Raw genomic sequence first — 20,766 nt, forward strand, 5'->3', positions numbered from 1 at the left:
GTTTTCGTTCACGTGTCGATCAGAACGCAATAGAGGTCTGCACGTACACGGTGCGTGGCTCGCCGACGTATTTGCCTTTGTTGTTATCGTCAAACGAGCGGGTGTAGTACTGCTTGTTGAAGAGGTTCTTCACGCCCACCGCGACGTTCAAATCCGACAGTTGCGGGCCGAAATCGTAGGCCACGCGGCTGCTGAACAGCATGTAGCCGGGGATGCGCCCGTTGGCACCGTCGGCGCTTTCGGCGCGGGTATTGGCGTTGTCGGCGAACTGGCTGCTCTGGTAGCTGCTGTCCAGATTAAGTTTCCAGTGGCCTTCGGTGTAGCCCACGCCCAGGGTGCCTTTGTGTTTGGACGAGAAGGGCACGCGGTTGCCCTTGTTCGGGCCGTCTTCACGAATGGTGGCGTCGACGTAGGCGTAGCTGGCGTACACATCAAACCCAGCCAGCGCCGGGCTCAGGCCATCGAGGGCGTAGTTGACGCTCGACTCGATGCCCTGATGACGCGTCTCGCCGCGCGCGATCACCGAGTCGTTGGTCTGGTTGCTTTCGTATTGATTGTCGAAGTTGATCAGGAATGCGCCGATTTCCGCGCGCAGGTTGCCGTTGTCATAGCGCGTACCCAGCTCCCAGGTGCGGGCCTTCTCCGGTTTCACTTCGCCGCTGCTCACGCGGTTGGGCATCTGGCTGTATTGCACGCTGCCGAACGAACCTTCGGTGTTGGCGTAGAGGTTCCACTCATCGGTGAGGTGATAGAGCACGTTCAGCGCCGGCAGCGCGGTGTTGTAGTCGCCCTTGTACTTGACGTTGCTGAGGTTGTTGGTCTGCTGCGACTCGATCATCTCGTAGCGAATGCCGGGGGTGATGGTCCATTTGCCGATATCGATGCGGTCATCGATAAAGAACGCATTGGCTTCGGTGCCGCCACGGGTGTCGCGGTCGTTGCGACTGTTGGTGGTGGGCATCTGCTGGTTATTGGCCGAGATCGGTGTGCGGTAGCGCAGTTCGTGGCCGGCTTCGTTGATGTAGCGGTAGCCCACGCCCACTTCATGACTGGTGGGGCCGAGGTCGAAGCCCTGGGCGAAGCGGGTCTCTATGCCGCGTACCCAGTATTCGCGTGGCGACAGTGAAAGGAAGCTGCCCTGGTCCAGGTAACCGCTGCGCAGGGTCTTGGTGAAGAAACTGTTGACCGTGAATTCGCGGCGGTCCTGCTCGTAGCGGTAGCCGACGTTGAACATCGTGCGGCGGCCCCAGAATTTGTCGTAGGCGCGGGTGGACTGGTACGGATCGGCCTTGTAGTCGGCCACGTTCAAACCGCCGGGCATGTCGGCCTGGCCTTCGTAGTACTGCGCCATGGCGTTGAAGCTGTTGGCGTCGTCCAGTTGGTATTTGCCCTTGAGGATCAAGTCGTCGATGCGCGTGTCGCTGTTTTCGCGCCAGTCGCCGCCACGGGTGCCGGAGTACAGCAGGGCGCCGCCCAGGCCGTTGTCGGCGGTGCCGCCGGCGAGCAGGTTGCCGGTGGTCTTGAAGCCGTCGTGGCTGGAAGATGGGCTGGTTTCGGTCTGCAGGCCGCCCTTGACGGTGGGCGCATCGGGAATTGCGCGGGTCACGAAGTTGACCACGCCGCCCACGTTCTGCGGCCCGTAACGCACCGCACCGCCGCCGCGCACCACGTCGACAGCGTCCATGTTGCCCATGCTGATGGGCGCGAACGACAACTGCGGCTGGCCATAGGGCGCGAACGGCACCGGAATGCCGTCCATCAGCACGGTGGAGCGCGACGCCAGGCGCGGATTGAGGCCGCGAATGCCGAAGTTCAGCGCCATGTCATGGCTGCCGGTGCCGTTGTTGTCCGGGGCGTTGACGCCGGGGATGCGGTTGAGCACGTCCTTGGCCTGGGTGGCGCCCTGGCGTTCGAATTCCTCGCGGCGGATCACATCGCGGGCGCCGGGGTGTTCGAAGACGTTGGTCTGCGCGGCATCGCCGAGCCAGTCGCCGACCACGCTGGACGTGGCCAGCTCCAGCGTGGCCGGCGCTTGTGCCGGTTGCAGACTGAAGGCGTTGTTGCCTTCAGCGCGGGCTTGCAGGCCGGTGCCTTCCAGCAGTTTGCGCAGGCCTTCGGCGGCGCTGTAATTGCCCGTCAAACCACGGCTCTGCATGCCGGCCGTCATCTCGGAACCGAAGGAAATCAGCACGCCGGCTTCACGGCCAAATTGGTTCAGCGCTGTTTCCAGCGAGCTTGGGGCGATGTGAAAGGGCTTGGCGTCGGCTGCCATCAGCGGTGGCAGCAGGGTGAAACTGAGACTGGCGCCCAGTAACAAGTGGCGCAGGGTGCGGGCGAGCAGGGTGGGTTGCTGGGGCATGGGACGCGGTCCTGAGAAGGCGGATCAAGGGGGCTTTCCTTCTCTGTCACGCGAGGTATGGAAAACGGCTCACTCGGTAAGAAAATAATGTTCAGGCGCGCGCCTGCACGGTGACCCAATAGCGGGTGAACCGCCGAATTTTCACTGGCAGGCTGACTTCCAGCAGATCGAGAATGCGCTCGCTGTCGTCCAGCGGGTAACTGCCGGAGATCAGCAAATTGGCCACCTGCGGATCGCAATTGAGCTGGCCGCGTCGATAGCGGCTCAACTCACCGAGGAAATCCTCCAGGCGCATGTGCGCGGCCATCAGCATGCCGTCGGCCCAGGCACCGCTGTTGGCGTCGGTGGGCCGTGGCGTGTCCCAACCCTTGCGGGTGAAATTGACCTGACGCGTAGCGTCCACTGTCAATGGCAGGCCGCTGTAGCGGTTGGGCATCACCTCGGCATGGCCGTCGAAGACCGCCAATTGCGTATGGTCATTGAACTGGCGCACATTCAGGCGGGCTGCCTGGCTGCTCAACAGGCCCTGGCCGGTCAGTACGCGCAGCGGTGTGTCGCCGGCGCGGGCGGTCAGCAGGATTTCCCCTTCGAGCAGGCGTATCAGGCGCTGCCGGCCATCGAAATGCACATCCACCGCACTGCCGGTGTTGAGTTTGAGCTGACTGCCGTCCGCCAGCTGCACCGTGCGGCGCTGACCCACGGGGCTTCGGTAGTCGGCGCTCAGCGGCGGCAACACATGTTGCTGGCGCAGACCCCAGGCCGCAGCCGAGCCGGCGCCGAGGATCAACAGTAACTTGAGTGCCTGGCGTCGGCTGCTTGAGGCGGGCGCATTCAACGCGGCATGGGCCAGGGGCGAAGGCATGCCGCGCAGACGCTGGTTGACGCGCTGGATGTGGTCCCAGGCGCGCTGGTGTTCGCTGTGGGCATTCAGCCACTGTTGCCAGGCGGCCTGCTGACGCGGGTTGAGCGCGCCTTGCTGCATTTCCATCAGCCAGTGCACGGCTTGTTCGGCCACCTGGGTCGAGAAATTCATAGGGCGAAGTAGCAGCGCATGGCCGCCTTGTTCAGGTGGCGCTTGACGGTGGCGAGGGAGATGCCCAGTTCGGCACCGATCTGCGCGTAGGTCAGGCCATCGAGTTGGGCCAGCAGGAACGCCCGTTTCACGGGGGTGGGCAGGCCGTCCAGCAACTGGTCAAGTTCCAGCAGGGTTTGCAGGATGATCGCGCGTTCTTCTTCCGATGGCGCGACCTGTTCCGGCATCTGCGCGAGGGCGTCGAGATAGGCGCGCTCCAGGTCCTGGCGGCGGTAGAAGTTGAACAGTACGCGCTTGGCGACGGTAGTGAGGAACGCGCGAGGCTCGATCAGTGCGGGTGTTGGCGGCGCGGTGAGCACGCGCATGAAGGTGTCCTGCGCCAGGTCCGCGGCACTTTCCGCGCAGCCGAGCTTGCGTCGCAACCAGCCGTTGAGCCAGTGGTGATGGTCCTGATACAAGACTTCGACGGTGGTGGACGGGCTCAACGCAAACACTCCGCAAGCATGAGCAAGCTTTAGAGAACAAGAATTGTTCGCATTGTAGGGTGCGCAAGCGGGTTCGGCAATGCGGCAGGGCAGGTGATTCATCCGTTCGGTTTTGCTTATGAGAATATTTATCATTAATATCGCCAGCTGAATAATCTGGCGCCGCCGCAATGAAAAGCAAAACCACACTGCCCATCTCCTACCGCCTCGCCGTCACCTCGCGCGCGCTGGCGGCTGTTTTCGGCGGTTATCTGATCGCGTCCCTGGCCGCGGTGTGCATGGCGCTGTGGCTGCCCACCTCTCGCGCCGATGCGGTGGTGACCGGCATGATGAGCTCATTCGTGTTCTACCTGCTCGCGGTGCTCTGGTGCTTCGCCTGCCGCACCGCCTGGCGGGCCTGGTTTGGCGTGATGCTGCCGACTGCCGCGTTTGCCACCCTGGCGGGCGTGGGTTTGTGGATGGCGCGCACATGAAAGAGGGCTTTCGTCAGGCCATGGCCTGGTTGCACACCTGGGTCGGACTGATCTTTGGCTGGCTGCTGTTTGCGATTTTTCTGACCGGCACCCTGGCCTATTTCAAGGACGAGATCACCCACTGGATGCAGCCCGAAGTGCAAGCGCATCCGCTGGACGACGCGCGCAGCCTCGCCGTTGCCCAAGCCTATCTGCAGCAGCACGCGCCCGACGCCGCGCGCTGGTTCATCACGTTGCCCAACAGCCGCGATCCCGGCCTGTCCGTGATGTGGCAAGACAAGCTCGACCCCGGCAAGCGCGGTAATTTTGTCCAGAAAGTCGTTGACCCGGTCAGCGGCGAAGCCGTGCTGGCCCGTGACAGCAAGGGCGGCGAGTTCTTCTATCGCTTCCATTTCCAGCTGCAAATGCCCCATCCGTGGGGCCGCTGGCTGTCGACGCTTGCGGCCATGGTGATGTTCGTGGCGCTGATCACCGGCATCATCACCCACAAGAAAATCTTCAAGGACTTCTTCACCTTCCGCCCGCGCAAGGGCCAGCGTTCCTGGCTCGACGGGCACAACGCAGTGGGGGTGCTGGTGCTGCCGTTCCACTTGATGATCACCTACAGCAGCCTGGTGATTTTCATGAGCATGGTCATGCCGGCGCCCATCATGGCGTCCTACGGCGCTGACACCCGCGCTTTCTTCAGCGAGATGTTCCCCGCCACCGACAACGCACCGGCCCTCGGTCAGCCGGCGCCGTTGCAGTCGCTGGTGCCGATGTACACGCAGGCACGTGCGCAATGGGCGGGCGGGCAGGTCGGACGGCTGGCGGTGAACAACCCGGGCGATGTGAACGCGTCGGTGAATATATTCCGCGCGGGCTCCGATCGCGTGGCGCAGGATTTTGGCAGCATGGTCTCGTTCAACGGTGCCACAGGGGAATTGCTGCGGGTGGGTGGCGGGCAATCGTTGCCGGCGCTGATCGGCGGCACGTTCTACGGCCTGCACATGGGCCATTTCGCCACGCCGGTGCTGCGCTGGCTTTACTTCATCTGTGGCCTGGCCGGCACGGCGATGATCGGCACCGGGCTGGTGATGTGGCTGGGCAAGCGCCAGCTCAAACATGCCAGAACCGGCGTCATGCCATATGAATTGCGCCTGGTGGAGACGCTGAACATCGCCAGCATGTCCGGGCTGTTGATCGCCATCGGCGCGTTTTTCTGGGCCAACCGCCTGCTGCCGGCGAGCTTCGCCGAGCGTTCCGACTGGGAGGTGCAGGCGTTCTTTATTGCCTGGGGCTTGAGCCTGTTGCATGCCGCGCTGCGCCGCGGACGCCGGGGCTGGATCGAGCAACTGAGCTGCGCGGCGCTGTTGCTTGGGGCCGTGCCTCTGTTGAATGCCATCACCACCGAACAACACTTGGGCGTGTCACTGGCCAGGGGCGACTGGGCCATGGCCGGTTTCGACCTGACCTGCCTGGGCAGCGGGGTCTTCCTGGCGTGGGCTGCGTGGAAGATGCGGTGCCGCATGGCGCCGCAGCCCACGGCCGAACGCGCCCTCGGGCTGAACCTTACGCGGGAGGCCCGCTGACATGCTGCTTGCGCTGCTGTTGTGCTATGCCGGATTCACCGCGCTGTGCCTGTCCACCGATCGGCACCACGGCGAGTTGCTACGCAGCAAGCCATCGCCACAGCGCCGCCTCGGCTGGCGTGCGAGCGGCTGGCTGCTGTTGCTCGGCTCGATCTGGCCAGCCGTCGCCGTGGCCGGCTGGAGCCAGGGCCTGGTCGAGTGGTGCGCGGTGCTGATGCTCAGCGCGCTGCTGCTGGTGCTGCTGTTGCCGTACCTGCCAAGGCTGGCCTTGAGCCTGGCGGGTGCCGGGCTGTTGGCCAGCCCCGTTGCGGCGTTTGTGACCCTCTGAGCCGCCATGATGATCAGCACGCCACCAGATTCCGAAGAGCGCCCGCCCACTGATGCGGCGTGCGGGCGCGCGCATTTTCTGCAGGTGTTTTTGTCCCAGCGTTCGCAGATGGAAGCCCTGGTGAGCCGGCGCGTCGGTTGCCGTGCGACAGCGGCCGACCTGGTGCAGGATTTGTTCCTGCGCTTCTGGCGCCGGCCGTTGGTGCAGGTCGAAGAACTCAGCACCTACCTGCTGCGTTGCGCCGGCAATATCGCCATCGACCACCTGCGCAGCGAAGGCGCCCGCGTGCGCAGCAGCGAGGGCTGGCTGCCCAAGCAACAGGACAATCAGGGCTCCGAGCCCCAGGCTGCGCTGGAAGCGGGCAATGACCTGCGCCATGTTGAAGCCGCCCTGCGCAGCCTGCCCGAGCGCACCCGGCAGATCTTCCTGCTCAACCGCATCCACGGGCGCAAGTACGCACAGATCGCCAAGGCCATGGGGCTGTCCCAAAGTGCCGTGGAAAAACATATGATGCGCGCCCTCGAAGCCTGCAAGGCCAGCCTTCGCGAGCCACCGCCTCCACGCACGCCAGGGAAATCACCGTGAACGCTCAACCCACCCCCGCTCAGCAACAGGCCGCGCTCGCCTGGCTGAGCCTGCTGCACGATCAGCCCGGCAGTAGCGACCAGTTCAGGTTCAGCCACTGGCTGCGAGCCGACCCTGCCCATGCCGAGGCCTACGCCCAGGCTCAGGTTTTGTGGGAATTGAGCGAAGGGCCTGCGCGAACCCTCGCAGATGAAGAGGCGTTTGCGTTGCAGGGCTATTTGAACGCGATGACCACCACGAAGCGCTCGCGAATGGCGCGCGGGTTCGGCGCCCTGGCGATCGCCGCGTGTCTGCTGGTGATGGTATCGATGGGCGCCGGCTGGCAGCCCTCGCGTTGGCTCGATGACCTGGACGCCGATTACGTGACCGCGCCAGGGGAGGTGAAGACCTTTACGCTCGCTGACCAATCCAGCGTCGTCCTGGATGCGGACAGCGCGATTGCCGTGGATTTCCGTCACGGTGAACGGCATATCCGGCTGCGTCGCGGTGCCGGCTTTTTCAACGTGAACCACACCGGCGAGCCCTTTGTGGTCGAGGCGGGCAGTGGAGAGGCGCGGGTGTTGGGCACGCAGTTTGAAGTGCGTCTGCAACCGGCGGGGGCCGAGGTGACGGTGTTGTCCGGGCGGGTCGGTGTCACCGCGTCGAAGCAGGGCCCGCAGCAGATCCTGACGGCCGGCCAGCAAGTGGCTTATGCCGATGGCCGGACCGAACCCTTGCACGCGGTCGACAGCGAATCACGCCTGGCCTGGCGCGAGGGTTGGCTTAACTACTACCAGGCGCCATTGGCCGATGTGATCAACGACCTGGGCCGCTATTACCCCGGGCGCATCCTGCTGCTCAATGAGAAGATGGGCGCCAGGCGCGTGAGCGGCAGCTTTCCAAGCAAGGACCCGGTGGCCGTGCTGGCTGCCTTGCAAGCTGTTCTGGGGTTTGAGCAACACAACCTGCTGGGCCGGGTGATCGTGGTGCGCTGATTATTTCAGTGCCGCGATGATCGCGTCCGGGTTGTAATCCCGGATCAATGTCCCGTTCACGTCCACAAACGGAATTCCGCCGCCGCCCAGCGCTTCGTACGCTGCGCGGGCCTTGGCGTCTTTCTCTATATCGAAGGCCTGGTATGGAATGCCTTTCTTGTCCAGGAAGCGGCGGATCTGCTTGCAGTAGCCACACCATTGGGTCGCATAAAGCACCACGCGTGCCGACATGCGCACCTGCTCAGGCACCACCTGGGACGGGTTGAACACCCGCTCGATCTTGCCCCAGTTCTGGATCACCACCACGACCAGCAACACCAGCAGGACTTTTTTAAAGACCCCGCCGAGCATCAGTTGCGGCGCTTGAGCTGGTCGGTCAGTTGGGTCGGCAGGCCTTTGATGATCAGCGTGCCTGCGGCTTCGTCGTACTCGATCTTGTCGCCCAGCAGGTGCGCTTCAAAGCTGATCGAGAGGCCTTCGGCGCGGCCGGTAAAGCGGCGGAACTGGTTGAGGGTGCGCTTATCGGCTGGAATCTCCGGCGACAGGCCGTAGTCCTTATTGCGGATGTGGTCGTAGAACGCCTTGGGCCGATCTTCGTCGATCAGGCCCGACAGTTCCTCCAGGCCCATGGGCTCGCCGAGCTTGGCCTGGCTGCTGGCGTAGTCCACCAGGGTTTTGGTCTTTTCGCGGGCGGACTCGTCCGGCAGGTCTTCGCTCTCCACGAAGTCGCTGAACGCCTTGAGCAGCGTGCGGGTTTCGCCGGGGCCGTCGACGCCTTCCTGGCAGCCGATAAAGTCGCGGAAATACTCCGAAACCTTCTTGCCGTTCTTGCCCTTGATAAACGAGATGTACTGCTTGGACTGCTTGTTGTTCTGCCACTCGGACACGTTGATCCGCGCCGCCAGGTGCAACTGGCCAAGGTCCAGATGGCGCGACGGGGTCACGTCCAGCTCGTCGGTCACCGCCACGCCTTCACTGTGGTGCAGCAGGGCGATCGCCAGGTAGTCGGTCATGCCTTGCTGGTAATGGGCAAACAGCACGTGGCCGCCGGTAGAGAGGTTGGACTCCTCCATCAGCTTTTGCAGGTGCTCGACCGCTGTACGGCTGAAGGTGGTGAAGTCCTGGCCACCGTCGAAATACTCTTTCAACCAGCCACTGAACGGGTGCGCGCCGGACTCGGCATGGAAAAACCCCCAGGCCTTGCCTTGTTTGGCGTTGTAGCTCTCGTTGAGGTCGGCCAGCATGTTCTCGATGGCGGCCGATTCGGACAGCTCCGAGTCGCGCGCATGAAGAACTGCAGGTGTGCCGTCGGGTTTTTTGTCGATCAGGTGGACGATGCAATGACGGATCGGCATAGGCTTCTCGGCTGGTTGAGGGGGAGCGGTGGGCCTCCCCAAAAAGTCGTCCAGTGTACCGCACCCATTGGCCAGGGCGCGCCTGGAAGCTGTTTTGCACGCCCGCTTACAGGCCATATGCCTTTTTTTCACGGTTTAGAGCGATAAAGCTGACCAAATGGGTAGGTAGAGGCGGATATTTCCCCGTCGCTGTGCTAGTTTTGCCCGGTCTTGCGCCAAGTCTCGGCGTTAAGCGTGCATTCAGCATCTGTCAGGTCGAACCAATCCCTGTTTAGAGCATCTATAACCCCGATCTCCGACGGTTATAAGCCAGGGGTGCCAGGCCTAGATGGCCGGGCTCGATGGCTGACACTGCACTCTGCAATCCATATGAATTTGATAGGGAAGGAACACCACAATGGCTATTACTAAAGACCAACTGATCGCTGACCTGGCTGAAGCAGTAGACGCACCGAAAACCACCGTGCGCGCTCTGCTGGACCAACTGAGCCAGGTTGTTGCCGATCAGCTGGAAAACGGCGGCGAAATCACTCTGCCAGGCGTTGGCAAACTGAAAGTGACCGAGCGTCCTGCCCGTACTGGCCGTAACCCTTCGACTGGCGCTGCCATCGAAATCGCTGCCAAAAAAGTTATCAAGCTGGTTGTGGCCAAAGGCCTGACCGACGCTGTTAACAAGTAAGACGCAGCAAAAAAAACCGTGCTCCGGAGCGATCCGGGCACGGTTTTTTGTTGCCTGCGATTTGGTTCTAGCGCACCCAGCGCTGGCGCCAGATCTGCTGCTCGTTTTTGGTCTGGAATGTCCAGGCCACGAACCGGCTCTGCTTTTGCCCCTGGGACATCTCCACCACCTGGCTTTCCAGCACACCGGCTTTTTTCAGGGCGGTTTCGATGGCCGGCAGGTTGGAGGCTTTTGACACCAGGGTGCTGAACCACAGCACCTTGTGCGCAAAATGCGCGCTCTCGGCGATCAACTGCGTCACGAAGCGCGCTTCGCCGCCCTCACACCACAGTTCGGCCGACTGGCCGCCGAAGTTCAGCACCGGCAGCTTGCGCTTCGGATCGGCCTTGCCCAAGGCCCGCCATTTGCGCTCACTGCCCTTGGTGGCTTCATCCATGGACGCATGGAAGGGCGGGTTGCACAGGGTCAGGTCAAAACGCTCGCCCGGCTCCAGCAGACCCAGCAGGATCTGCTTCGGGTTGGGTTGCAGGCGCAACTGGATGACCTTGCTCAGGTCGTTGGACTGCACGATGGCCTTGGCAGCGGCGACGGCGGTAGGGTCGACCTCGGAGCCGAGGAAATTCCAGCGGTATTCCATGTAGCCAATCAGCGGGTAGACGCAGTTGGCGCCCATGCCGATATCCAGCACCTTGACGATCGAGCCACGCGGGATCTTGCCGTCATTGCCGCTGGCCAGCAGGTCGGCGAGGAAGTGCACGTAGTCGGCGCGTCCCGGTACCGGTGGGCACAGGTAATCAGCCGGAATGTCCCAATGCTGGATGCCATAGAACGACTTGAGCAACGCCCGGTTGAAGACGCGCACCGCATCGGGGCTGGCGAAGTCGATGCTTTCCTTGCCATAGGGATTGATGATCAAGAATTGCGCCAATTCCGGCGTGGTCTTGATCAGCGCCGGGAAGTCGTAACGGCCCGTGTGGCGGTTGCGTGGGTGCAGGGTAGCCTCTTTGCGCGGTGCGACGGGTTTGGCCGTGGCGGCGGTTTTGGGCTTCTTGCGCGGAGGTTTGGGCGTAGTGGGGGCGGTCATGTTGATTCGGTGTTGGCTCAAAGTGGTGGGCATTGTCACACATTCCCTCTGCCTGCCTGGGTTAAATGTGGGCGTTTGCAGGGCAAAAAAAGAGACCCGAAGGTCTCTTTTCTCACACGGTTCAAGCCTTACAGGCTGGAAATCCGCGCATGCTGCTCCGCCAGTTTGCCCAGGGCTTGCTCAGCCTCGGCCAGTTTGGCGCGTTCCTTGTCGATCACTTCGGCCGGCGCCTTGTCGACGAATGCGGCGTTGGACAGCTTGCCGCCCACCCGTTGCACTTCGCCTTGCAAGCGCAGCATTTCCTTGTCGAGACGGGCCAATTCCGCGCCCTTGTCGATCAGCCCGGCCATCGGCACCAGCACTTCCATGTCGCCCACCAGTGCGGTGGCGGACAAAGGTGCCTCTGCGCCATCGGCCAGCACGGTGATCGATTCCAGCTTCGCCAGCTTCTTGAGCAGCGCATCGTTCTCATTGAGACGACGCTGATCCTCGGCACTGGCGTTCTTCACAAACACCGCCAATGGCTTGCCCGGCCCGATGTTCATTTCGGCGCGAATGTTGCGCGTGCCGAGCATCAGGGTCTTGAGCCATTCGATATCGCTTTCGGCGGCCTCATCGATGCGGGCTTCATTGGCCACCGGCCACGGCTGCAGCATGATGGTCTTGCCGTCGATACCGGCCAGCGGCGCGAGGCGCTGCCAGATTTCTTCGGTGATGAACGGCATGAACGGATGCGCCAGGCGCAGCGCCACTTCCAGCACGCGCACCAGGGTGCGTCGGGTGCCGCGCTGGCGTTCGACCGGCGCATTTTCGTCCCACAGCACTGGCTTGGACAGCTCCAGGTACCAGTCGCAATACTGGTTCCAGATGAACTCGTACAAGGCTTGTGCCGCCAGGTCGAAACGGAACTGGTCGAGCTGGCGGGTCACTTCGGCTTCGGTGCGTTGCAGTTGCGAGATGATCCAGCGATCGGCCAGGCTCAGCTCATAGGCTTCGCCGTTCTGACCGCAGTCCTCGCCCTTGTCCAGCACGTAGCGTGCGGCGTTCCAGATCTTGTTGCAGAAGTTGCGATAGCCTTCGACGCGGCCCATGTCGAACTTGATGTCGCGACCGGTGGAGGCCAGTGAGCAGAAGGTAAAGCGCAGGGCGTCGGTGCCATAGCTGGCAATGCCGTCGGCGAACTCGTCGCGGGTCTGCTTCTCGATTTTCTTCGCCAGTTTCGGCTGCATCATCCCCGAGGTGCGCTTTTCTACCAGCGCTTCGAGTTCGATGCCGTCGATGATGTCCAGCGGGTCCAGGACGTTGCCCTTGGACTTGGACATTTTCTGTCCCTGGCCGTCGCGCACCAGGCCGTGAACGTACACGGTCTTGAAGGGCACTTGCGGCGTGCCGTCCTCGTTTTTCACCAAGTGCATGGTGAGCATGATCATCCGGGCAACCCAGAAGAAAATGATGTCGAAGCCGGTGACCAGCACATCGGTGGAGTGGAATTTCTTGAGGAATTCGGTCTGCTGCGGCCAGCCGAGGGTCGAGAACGTCCACAGGCCCGAACTGAACCAGGTGTCCAGTACGTCGTTGTCCTGCTGCAACGCCACGTCCGCGCCCAGGTTGTGTTTGGCCCGCACTTCGGCTTCGTCGCGGCCTACGTAGACCTTGCCCGACTCGTCGTACCAGGCCGGAATGCGATGGCCCCACCACAGTTGACGGCTGATGCACCAATCCTGGATGTCACGCATCCACGAGAAGTACATGTTTTCGTACTGCTTGGGCACGAACTGGATGCGGCCGTCTTCGACAGCGGCAATCGCAGGCTCGGCCAGCGGCTTGGTGGACACATACCACTGGTCGGTCAACCACGGTTCGATCACGGTGCCGGAGCGGTCGCCCTTCGGCACTTTCAGACCGTGGTCGTCCACGCTCACCAGCAGGCCGGCGGCATCGAACGCGGCAACAATCTGCTTGCGCGCTTCAAAGCGGTCCAGGCCTGCGTATTCGGGCGGGACCTTGCCGTCGATGCTGTCGTTGAGCGTGCCGTCCAGGTTGAACACCTGGCAGGCCGGCAAGACGGCGGCGTTTTTATCGAAGATGTTCAGCAGCGGCAGGTTGTGGCGCTTGCCGACTTCATAGTCGTTGAAATCGTGGGCCGGGGTGATCTTCACGCAGCCGGTGCCGAATTCGGGATCGCAGTAGTCGTCCGCAATGATCGGGATACGGCGACCGACCAGCGGCAGCTCGACGAATTTGCCAATCAGCGCCTGATAGCGCTCGTCGTTCGGGTTAACCGCGACGGCGGCATCGCCGAGCATGGTTTCCGGGCGGGTGGTGGCGACGATCAGGTAGTCATTGCCTTCGGCGGTTTTGGCACCGTCGGCCAGTGGATACTTGAGGTTCCACAGAAAGCCTTTCTCGTCATGGTTTTCCACTTCGAGGTCGGAGATTGCCGTGTGCAGCTTGGTGTCCCAGTTGACCAGGCGCTTGCCGCGGTAGATCAGGCCGTCTTCATGCAGGCGCACGAAGGCTTCTTTCACGGCATCCGACAGGCCGTCGTCCATGGTGAAGCGCTCGCGGCTCCAGTCGACGGACGAACCCAGGCGGCGGATCTGACGGCTGATATTGCCGCCGGACTGGTCTTTCCACTCCCAGATTTTTTCCAGGAATTTCTCGCGGCCCAGGTCATGACGGCTTTGCCCGGTGGCTTCGAGTTGGCGCTCCACCAGCATCTGCGTGGCGATGCCCGCGTGGTCGGTACCGGGCTGCCACAGGGTGTCTCGGCCCTGCATGCGGCGGAAACGGATCAACGCGTCCATGATCGCATTGTTGAAGCCATGGCCCATGTGCAGGCTGCCGGTGACGTTCGGCGGCGGGATCATGATTGTGTAGGAGTCGCCTGCACCTTGTGGGGCGAAATAGTTCTCGGACTCCCAGGTGTTGTACCAGGAAGTTTCAATAGCGTGGGGCTGATAGGTCTTATCCATGCGCGGCGGGACCCTAGTTGGCATTTATTCGGGAAAGCCGGCAAGTATAACGGGGGATATGGCGCAGGGCGAGGTGAGCCTGCGCTGAATCAAATGTGGGAACGGTGCAGGGTTCAGTTCTGGTATTGGCTGAGCAGCCGCTCCATCCGCGCATCCAGCCGGCGCTTGATTTCGGTTTCGATGTGCGGGGCGAAGTCGTCGATCACGTCCTGCATGATCAATTGCGCGGCGGCGCGCAGTTCGTTGTCCAGGTGCAGCAACAGGGCGTCCTGCGGTTTTTCCACTGGCGCGGCAGCCGGTTGCGGGGCTGCCGTGTCGAAGGCCATGGCAATCTGTGCCTCGTCCATGACCGCCTCGGTCAGCAACGGTGGCTGCAGATCATCATCACCCAGCAGCTGACGGATCGACTCAAGGTCATCCAGCAAATGGTCGTCTTTTTTAATCGGGTTTGGTGTGTCCATCATCTACTCAAAGTCGTTGTAGCCGGTGATCCTGCAGAGGATAGCCCTGTTCACGATAGAAACGAAAACTCTCCCGCGCGGCCTGACGAATAGCCGGGTCTTCCACCACCACTTCCGCCACGCGGGCGAAAGCCTTGGCAAATGCCGGGACTTTCAGATCCAGGTTGATCAGCAGGTCCTGATGATCGCCGCAGCTCTCTGCCAGGCCCAATACCACCTGGCCCTCGGGTTCGGATTCGGCGGGGCCGTGGGGCACGAAGCTTTCGCCCTTGAACCGCCACAGGCGTGCGTCCAGCTCGTCGCGCTGGCCGGCATCGCTGCAATGCAGGTAGATGCGGTGGCCCATGCGCCAGGCTTTTTCGGTGAGTTTGCAGGCAAAGTCCAGGCGCGCGAGCGGGTCGGCGCTGGGCAATATATAGAAGTCGACTTGGGTCATTGCGGTTCCTGAGGCCGGGGCGGCGAAATGATCACCGCCCCGGCGTCTTCAGTTTCAGGCCTTGGCGCGATCCAGCAGGTACTGGGTCAGCAGGGGCACCGGACGACCGGTGGCGCCTTTGTCCTTGCCGCCGCTGGTCCAGGCGGTGCCAGCGATATCAAGGTGGGCCCAGTTGAAGTTCTTGGCAAAGCGCGACAGGAAGCAGGCCGCGGTGATGGTGCCGGCTTTCGGGCCACCGATGTTGGCGATGTCGGCGAACGGGCTGTCCAGCTGTTCCTGGTACTCATCGAACAGCGGCAATTGCCAGGCGCGGTCGTCGGCGGCTTTACCGGCGCTCAGCAGTTGCTCGATCAGTTCGTCGTTGTTGCCCAAAAGGCCCGACGTATGGGCGCCCAAGGCCACCACGCAGGCACCGGTCAGCGTGGCGATGTCGATCACGGCCTGTGGCTTGAAGCGCTCGGCATAGGTGAGGGCGTCGCACAGCACCAGGCGGCCTTCGGCGTCGGTGTTGAGGATCTCGACGGTCTGGCCGCTCAGGGTCGTGACGATGTCGCCCGGACGGGTCGCGCCGCCGCTCGGCATGTTCTCGGCGCAGGCCAGGATGCACACCAGATTGATCGGCAGCTTGAGTTCCAGCACCGCACGCAGGGTGCCGAACACACTGGCGGCGCCGCCCATGTCGTACTTCATCTCATCCATGCCGGCACCTGGCTTGAGGCTGATGCCGCCGGTGTCGAAGGTGATGCCTTTACCCACCAGGGCGTAAGGTTTCTCGGACTTCTTGCCGCCGTTGTAGTGCATCACGATCAGGCGCGGAGGCTGGTCGCTGCCCTGGCCCACGGCGTAGAACGAGCCCATGCCCAGTTCCTTGATCTTCTTCTCGTCCAGCACTTCAACCTTCAGCCCCTTGAACTCCTTGCCCAGCGCCTTGGCCTGTTCGCCAAGGTACGTCGGGTGGCAGATGTTCGGCGGCAGGTTGCCCAGGTCGCGGGTGAACGACATGCCGTTGGCGATCGCGGTGGCGTGGGTCACGGCGCGCTGCACCTCGGCCTGGGCGGCCTTGATGGTCAGCAGAGTGATTTTCTTGAGCGCGCGCGGTTCGGCCTTCTGGCTCTTGAACTGATCGAACACATAACCGCCGTCCACCAGGCTTTCGGCCAGCAGGCGGGTCTTGCCGTAGCTGTCACGGCCCTTGACGACGATTTCATCGAGTGCCAGCACGGCATCGGTGCCGCCCAGGCCCTTGAGGGTGGCGAGCAGGGTGCTGATGATCTTGCGGAACGGGCGGTCGCCCAGTTCGGCGTCCTTGCCCACGCCCACCAGCAATACGCGGTCGGCCTTGAGGTTGGGCAGGCTTTGCAGCAGCAGGCTTTGGCCCACTTTGCCGGCCAGGTCGCCGCGCTTGAGGATCGCGCTGATCGCGCCGCCGCTCAATTCGTCGAGTTGGCTGGCGGCGACGCCCAGCGTGCGGCCTTCGCCAATGGCGACCACGAGGGTGGCGGTCTTCAACGTTTCGGGGCTAACGCTTTTTACAACCAGTTCCATGTTCGGGTCCCTTATAAAGGTCGGTGAGCCTGGCGTCTGTGTGGCCAGGCTTAAAGCGAGGCAGTTGTGTAAACCGCCCGCGACAAGGGCCGCAGTTTGAACCTCGCAGGCGAAGCCTGACAACCCTCGGTGCACGCTTTGTGCTCGCGCATGAGGTTGCTCCGTGACAGGCGCTGTCAATCACAGGATAATGCGCCATCTTTTTAGCCGGCCCGTGCAAACGGGTCGCTCGGTATGCTTGCTTGTTTGGCCGCCTTAGCCTGACAACCCTGGAGTGTCTGGTTTGATCGTCTTCCGTTATCTATCCCGCGAAGTCCTGTTGACCCTGAGTGCCGTGAGTGCGGTATTGCTGGTCATCATCATGAGTGGTCGTTTCGTCAAATACCTGGCCCAGGCGGCTTCCGGCGCTCTCGACCCCGGCTCGCTGTTCCTGATCATGGGCTTTCGCCTGCCGGGTTTTTTGCAGTTGATCCTGCCGTTGGGCCTGTTCCTCGGGATCCTGCTGGCTTATGGCCGGCTGTACCTTGAGAGCGAAATGACCGTGCTGTCGGCGACCGGCATGAGCCAGCAGCGTCTGCTGGCCATGACCATGATCCCGGCGGCCGGCGTCGCGCTGATCGTGGCCTGGCTGAGCCTCAGCCTGGCGCCTCAGGGCGCCATGCAATTTCAGCTGGTGCTGAACAAGCAGGACGCCATGACCGAGTTCGACACCCTCGAGCCGGGCCGCTTCCAGGCGCTCAACGACGGCACCCGGGTGACCTACACCGAAACCCTGACCGATGACCGCGCCAACCTCGGCGGGGTGTTCATCTCCGAAAAACGCCTGGGCCAGGACAAAAAGGACCGTGGCATCTCCGTGCTGGTCGCCGATGCCGGGCGACAGGAAGTCCGTCCCGACGGCAGCCGCTACCTGATCCTGGAAAACGGCTATCGCTATGACGGCAGCCCCGGTCAGGCCGACTACCGCGCCATCAAGTACGACACCTACGGTGTGATGCTCGCGCGGCCGGACGTCAGCGACGAAGTCACCGATCGCGACGCAATCCCCACTCAGGAGCTGTTCGGCAGCACCGAGCTGCGCTCCATCGCCGAGCTGCAATGGCGTATTTCCCTGCCGCTGCTGGTATTTATCGTCACCCTGATGGCCGTGCCGCTGTCGCGCGTCAACCCGCGCCAGGGCCGCTTCCTCAAGCTGCTGCCGGCGATCCTGCTGTACATGGCCTACCTCACCATCCTGATTTCCGCGCGCGGCTCCCTGGAGAAGGGCAAGCTGTCGCCGACCCTTGGCCTGTGGTGGGTGCACGGGATCTTCCTGGTGATCGGCCTGGGGCTGCTGTACTGGGAACCTATTCGCTTGAAAATGAAGAGCCGTCGTGGCCAGAAGGAGATGGCGCGTGGTTAAGCTCGATCGCTACATTGGCAAAAGTGTACTGGTCGCCATCCTGGCGGTATTGGGCATCATCCTCGGCCTGGCTTCGTTGTTCGCCTTTATCGATGAGGTCAGCAACGTCAGCGACACCTACACGGTGACCGACGTGCTGAGCTATGTGGCCCTCACCGCGCCGCGCCGTCTCTACGACATGATGCCCATGGCCGCGCTGATCGGTTGCCTGATCGGCCTGGGTAGCCTGGCCAGCAACAGCGAACTGACCATCATGCGCGCCGCCGGGGTTTCTGTCGGTCGTATCGTGTGGGCGGTGATGAAACCCATGTTGCTGCTGATGGCCTGCAGCGTGCTGATCGGCGAGTACGTCGCGCCGCCGGCCGAAACCACCGCCCAGGCCAATCGCGCCCTGGCCCAGGGTTCGGGCGATGCGCAAAGCGCCAAGCACGGTCTGTGGCACCGCCAGGGTGAGGAGTTCATCCACATCAACGCCGTGCAGCCGGGCGGCCTGCTGATTGGGGTGACGCGCTACACCTTCGATAATGAGCGTCACATGTTGTCGTCCAGTTTCGCCAAACGCGCGCAGTACAGCGCCGATCAATGGCAATTGACCGATGTCACCACCACTTTCTTCCGCAACGCGGGGCAGGGCACCAAGGCCAGCACCGAAGTGATCAACGTGCCGACCGAGCAATGGGACATCGCCCTGAAGCCGGAACTGCTCAATACCGTGGTGATGATCCCGGAAAGCCTGCCCATCTCCGGGTTGTGGAGCTATATCCACTACCTCAAGGACCAGGGCCTGAATAACGGCCGCTACTGGTTGGCATTTTGGGTCAAGGTGTTGCAACCGGTGGTTACCGCCGCGCTGGTGTTGATGGCTATTTCGTTCATCTTCGGCCCGCTGCGCTCGGTTACCCTCGGCCAGCGCGTATTCACCGGTGTGCTGGTGGGCTTCACCTTCCGCATTGCTCAGGACCTGCTTGGGCCGTCGAGCCTGGTGTTCGGTTTCTCGCCGCTGTTTGCGGTGCTGGTGCCGACCGCCATCTGCGCCCTCGCCGGGTTCTGGCTGCTGCGCCGCGCCGGGTAGGGGATGCCCCTGCAGTTGAAAAGGCCCCGTATTGACGGGGCCTTTTGCGTTCTGGACAGCAAAGATGACGTCTGGCCCGAGCATCAGGTACAATTCCCGGCTATTTTTCAGCGGGCAATCTGCCTGCAGCCTTTTTGAGTGTTGATCCGTGAGTGATTTGAGTCATATCCGCAATTTCTCCATCATCGCCCACATTGACCATGGTAAGTCGACGCTGGCCGATCGATTCATCCAGATGTGCGGCGGCCTTGCCGAGCGTGAAATGGAAGCCCAGGTACTGGATTCCATGGACCTCGAACGCGAGCGCGGGATCACCATCAAGGCCCACAGCGTCACCCTGTACTACACCGCCAAAGACGGTATCCGGTACCAGCTCAACTTCATTGACACCCCTGGCCACGTTGACTTCACCTACGAAGTCAGCCGTTCGCTGGCGGCCTGCGAAGGCGCTTTGCTGGTAGTGGACGCGGGCCAGGGCGTCGAAGCTCAGTCCGTAGCCAACTGCTACACCGCCATCGAGCAAGGCCTGGAAGTAATGCCGGTGCTGAACAAGATCGACCTGCCCCAGGCCGATCCGGACCGGGTCAAGGAAGAAATCGAGAAGATCATCGGCATCGACGCCACCGACGCCGTCGAGTGCAGCGCCAAGACCGGCCTGGGCGTGGACGAAGTGCTCGAGCGCCTGGTCCACACCATCCCGGCGCCTACCGGCAACTACGAAGATCCGCTGCAAGCGCTGATCATCGACTCCTGGTTCGACAACTACCTGGGCGTTGTCTCCCTGGTGCGCGTGCGCCACGGCCGTGTGAAGAAGGGCGACAAGATCCTGGTCAAGTCCACCGGCAAGATCCATCTGGTGGACAGCGTCGGCGTGTTCAACCCCAAGCACACTGCGACCACCGACCTGAAAGCCGGTGAAGTAGGCTTCATCATTGCCGGTATCAAGGACATCCACGGTGCGCCGGTGGGTGACACCCTGACCCTCAGTTCCACGCCGGATGTCGACGTGCTGCCGGGCTTCAAGCGCATCCAGCCGCAGGTCTACGCCGGCCTGTTCCCGGTCAGCTCCGACGACTTCGAAGACTTCCGCGAGGCCCTGCAAAAGCTGACCCTCAACGATTCTTCGTTGCAGTACACCCCGGAAAGCTCCGATGCCCTGGGCTTCGGCTTCCGCTGCGGGTTCCTTGGCATGCTGCACATGGAAATCATCCAGGAGCGCCTGGAGCGTGAATACGACCTGGACCTGATCACCACCGCGCCGACCGTTATTTTTGAGCTGGCGCTGAAAACCGGTGAAACGATTTACGTCGACAACCCCTCCAAGCTTCCAGACCTGTCTTCCATCGAAGACATGCGCGAACCCATCGTGCGCGCCAATATCCTGGTGCCCCAGGAACACCTGGGCAACGTGATTACCCTGTGTATCGAAAAGCGTGGCGTGCAGCACGACATGCTGTTCCTCGGCACCCAGGTGCAAGTGACCTACGATTTGCCGATGAACGAAGTGGTTCTGGACTTCTTCGACCGTCTCAAATCCACCAGTCGCGGCTATGCTTCGCTGGATTACCATTTCGACCGCTACCAATCGGCCAATCTGGTGAAACTGGATGTACTGATCAACGGCGACAAAGTGGATGCCCTTGCGCTGATCGTGCACAAGGACAACGCGCACTACAAAGGTCGCCAGTTGACCGAAAAAATGAAAGAACTGATTCCGCGTCAGATGTTCGACGTCGCGATCCAGGCCGCCATCGGTGGGCAGATCATTGCGCGAACCTCCGTCAAGGCTCTCAGAAAGAACGTATTGGCCAAATGCTACGGCGGTGACGTAAGCCGTAAGCGCAAGCTGCTTGAGAAGCAAAAGGCCGGTAAAAAACGCATGAAGCAAGTGGGCAACGTGGAAATTCCACAAGAAGCCTTCCTTGCGGTGCTCAGGTTGGATAGTTAGG

At 62.1% G+C, this 20,766-nt stretch carries 19 protein-coding genes; 9 read left to right on the top strand and 10 right to left on the bottom strand.

Annotated features, from left to right (window positions below):
- Window positions 1–19 precede the first annotated feature (19 nt).
- The 3 genes from fecA to H045_RS02140 all read right to left on the bottom strand — a co-directional run bounded on the left by fecA (window position 20) and on the right by H045_RS02140 (window position 3,877).
- Window positions 20–2,359, bottom strand: coding sequence for a TonB-dependent Fe(3+) dicitrate receptor FecA (gene fecA, locus H045_RS02130; protein WP_015371293.1), 2,340 nt, complete (start codon window positions 2,357–2,359; stop codon window positions 20–22).
- Between the two features lie 91 nt (window positions 2,360–2,450).
- A complete protein-coding gene (locus H045_RS02135) occupies window positions 2,451–3,392 on the bottom strand; it encodes a FecR domain-containing protein (RefSeq protein WP_015371294.1) in 942 nt (313 codons plus the stop codon).
- Window positions 3,389–3,877, bottom strand: a complete 489-nt coding sequence (locus H045_RS02140) for a sigma-70 family RNA polymerase sigma factor (RefSeq protein WP_015371295.1) — start codon at window positions 3,875–3,877, stop codon at window positions 3,389–3,391. Before H045_RS02140 ends, H045_RS02135 begins: the two co-directional genes overlap by 4 nt.
- Window positions 3,878–4,047: 170 nt before the next feature.
- Between H045_RS02140 and H045_RS02145 the strand changes: the two genes are divergently transcribed.
- The 5 genes from H045_RS02145 to H045_RS02165 are packed head-to-tail and all read left to right on the top strand — an operon-like array spanning window position 4,048 to window position 7,808.
- Complete coding sequence (locus H045_RS02145) at window positions 4,048–4,350, top strand: DUF3649 domain-containing protein (protein WP_015371296.1); 303 nt, start codon at window positions 4,048–4,050, stop codon at window positions 4,348–4,350.
- Window positions 4,347–5,921, top strand: coding sequence for a PepSY-associated TM helix domain-containing protein (locus H045_RS02150; RefSeq protein ID WP_015371297.1), 1,575 nt, complete (start codon window positions 4,347–4,349; stop codon window positions 5,919–5,921). Before H045_RS02145 ends, H045_RS02150 begins: the two co-directional genes overlap by 4 nt.
- A 1-nt stretch (window position 5,922) precedes the next feature.
- A complete protein-coding gene (locus H045_RS02155) occupies window positions 5,923–6,249 on the top strand; it encodes a DUF3325 domain-containing protein (RefSeq protein WP_003234142.1) in 327 nt (108 codons plus the stop codon).
- A gap of 6 nt (window positions 6,250–6,255) precedes the next feature.
- A complete protein-coding gene (locus tag H045_RS02160) occupies window positions 6,256–6,834 on the top strand; it encodes an RNA polymerase sigma factor (protein ID WP_041931421.1) in 579 nt (192 codons plus the stop codon).
- Window positions 6,831–7,808, top strand: coding sequence for a FecR family protein (locus tag H045_RS02165; protein ID WP_015371299.1), 978 nt, complete (start codon window positions 6,831–6,833; stop codon window positions 7,806–7,808). The genes H045_RS02160 and H045_RS02165 overlap by 4 nt, the downstream gene beginning before the upstream one ends.
- Here the strand turns inward: H045_RS02165 and H045_RS02170 are convergent, their stop codons facing one another.
- Both H045_RS02170 and yejK read right to left on the bottom strand, forming a co-directional pair.
- Window positions 7,809–8,159, bottom strand: a complete 351-nt coding sequence (locus H045_RS02170) for a glutaredoxin family protein (protein ID WP_015371300.1) — start codon at window positions 8,157–8,159, stop codon at window positions 7,809–7,811.
- A complete protein-coding gene (gene yejK / locus H045_RS02175) occupies window positions 8,159–9,163 on the bottom strand; it encodes a nucleoid-associated protein YejK (RefSeq protein ID WP_003171997.1) in 1,005 nt (334 codons plus the stop codon). Before yejK ends, H045_RS02170 begins: the two co-directional genes overlap by 1 nt.
- Window positions 9,164–9,560: 397 nt before the next feature.
- Between yejK and H045_RS02180 the strand changes: the two genes are divergently transcribed.
- Complete coding sequence (locus H045_RS02180) at window positions 9,561–9,842, top strand: HU family DNA-binding protein (protein ID WP_003188840.1); 282 nt, start codon at window positions 9,561–9,563, stop codon at window positions 9,840–9,842.
- A gap of 67 nt (window positions 9,843–9,909) precedes the next feature.
- Here H045_RS02180 and rlmF read toward each other — a convergent pair whose 3' ends face one another.
- The 5 genes from rlmF to H045_RS02205 form a co-directional block, all read right to left on the bottom strand.
- Complete coding sequence (gene rlmF / locus H045_RS02185; protein WP_041931586.1) at window positions 9,910–10,926, bottom strand: 23S rRNA (adenine(1618)-N(6))-methyltransferase RlmF; 1,017 nt, start codon at window positions 10,924–10,926, stop codon at window positions 9,910–9,912.
- A gap of 128 nt (window positions 10,927–11,054) precedes the next feature.
- Window positions 11,055–13,901 (bottom strand): valine--tRNA ligase, encoded by a 2,847-nt coding sequence (locus tag H045_RS02190; RefSeq protein ID WP_015371302.1) that lies wholly within the window; start codon window positions 13,899–13,901, stop codon window positions 11,055–11,057.
- 113 nt (window positions 13,902–14,014) lie between these two features.
- Window positions 14,015–14,362, bottom strand: coding sequence for a hypothetical protein (locus H045_RS02195; RefSeq protein WP_015371303.1), 348 nt, complete (start codon window positions 14,360–14,362; stop codon window positions 14,015–14,017).
- 7 nt (window positions 14,363–14,369) lie between these two features.
- Window positions 14,370–14,798 (bottom strand): DNA polymerase III subunit chi, encoded by a 429-nt coding sequence (locus tag H045_RS02200; protein WP_003234125.1) that lies wholly within the window; start codon window positions 14,796–14,798, stop codon window positions 14,370–14,372.
- Between the two features lie 54 nt (window positions 14,799–14,852).
- Window positions 14,853–16,343 carry a leucyl aminopeptidase gene (locus H045_RS02205; RefSeq protein ID WP_003234123.1) on the bottom strand — a complete coding sequence of 497 codons (1,491 nt, stop codon included), beginning with the start codon at window positions 16,341–16,343 and terminating at the stop codon, window positions 14,853–14,855.
- A 283-nt stretch (window positions 16,344–16,626) separates the two neighbouring features.
- Here H045_RS02205 and lptF point away from each other — a divergent pair, with 283 nt between their 5' ends.
- The 3 genes from lptF to lepA all read left to right on the top strand — a co-directional run bounded on the left by lptF (window position 16,627) and on the right by lepA (window position 20,765).
- The gene (gene lptF, locus H045_RS02210) at window positions 16,627–17,745 is read left to right on the top strand and encodes an LPS export ABC transporter permease LptF (RefSeq protein ID WP_003234122.1); all 1,119 of its coding nucleotides are present in this window, start codon (window positions 16,627–16,629) and stop codon (window positions 17,743–17,745) included.
- Window positions 17,738–18,817, top strand: coding sequence for an LPS export ABC transporter permease LptG (lptG, locus tag H045_RS02215; protein ID WP_015371304.1), 1,080 nt, complete (start codon window positions 17,738–17,740; stop codon window positions 18,815–18,817). Before lptF ends, lptG begins: the two co-directional genes overlap by 8 nt.
- Window positions 18,818–18,965: 148 nt before the next feature.
- The gene (lepA, locus tag H045_RS02220; protein ID WP_032870541.1) at window positions 18,966–20,765 is read left to right on the top strand and encodes a translation elongation factor 4; all 1,800 of its coding nucleotides are present in this window, start codon (window positions 18,966–18,968) and stop codon (window positions 20,763–20,765) included.
- Window position 20,766: the final 1 nt, after the last annotated feature.

The organism is Pseudomonas poae RE*1-1-14, from assembly GCF_000336465.1.
Lineage (GTDB): Bacteria > Pseudomonadota > Gammaproteobacteria > Pseudomonadales > Pseudomonadaceae > Aquipseudomonas > Aquipseudomonas poae.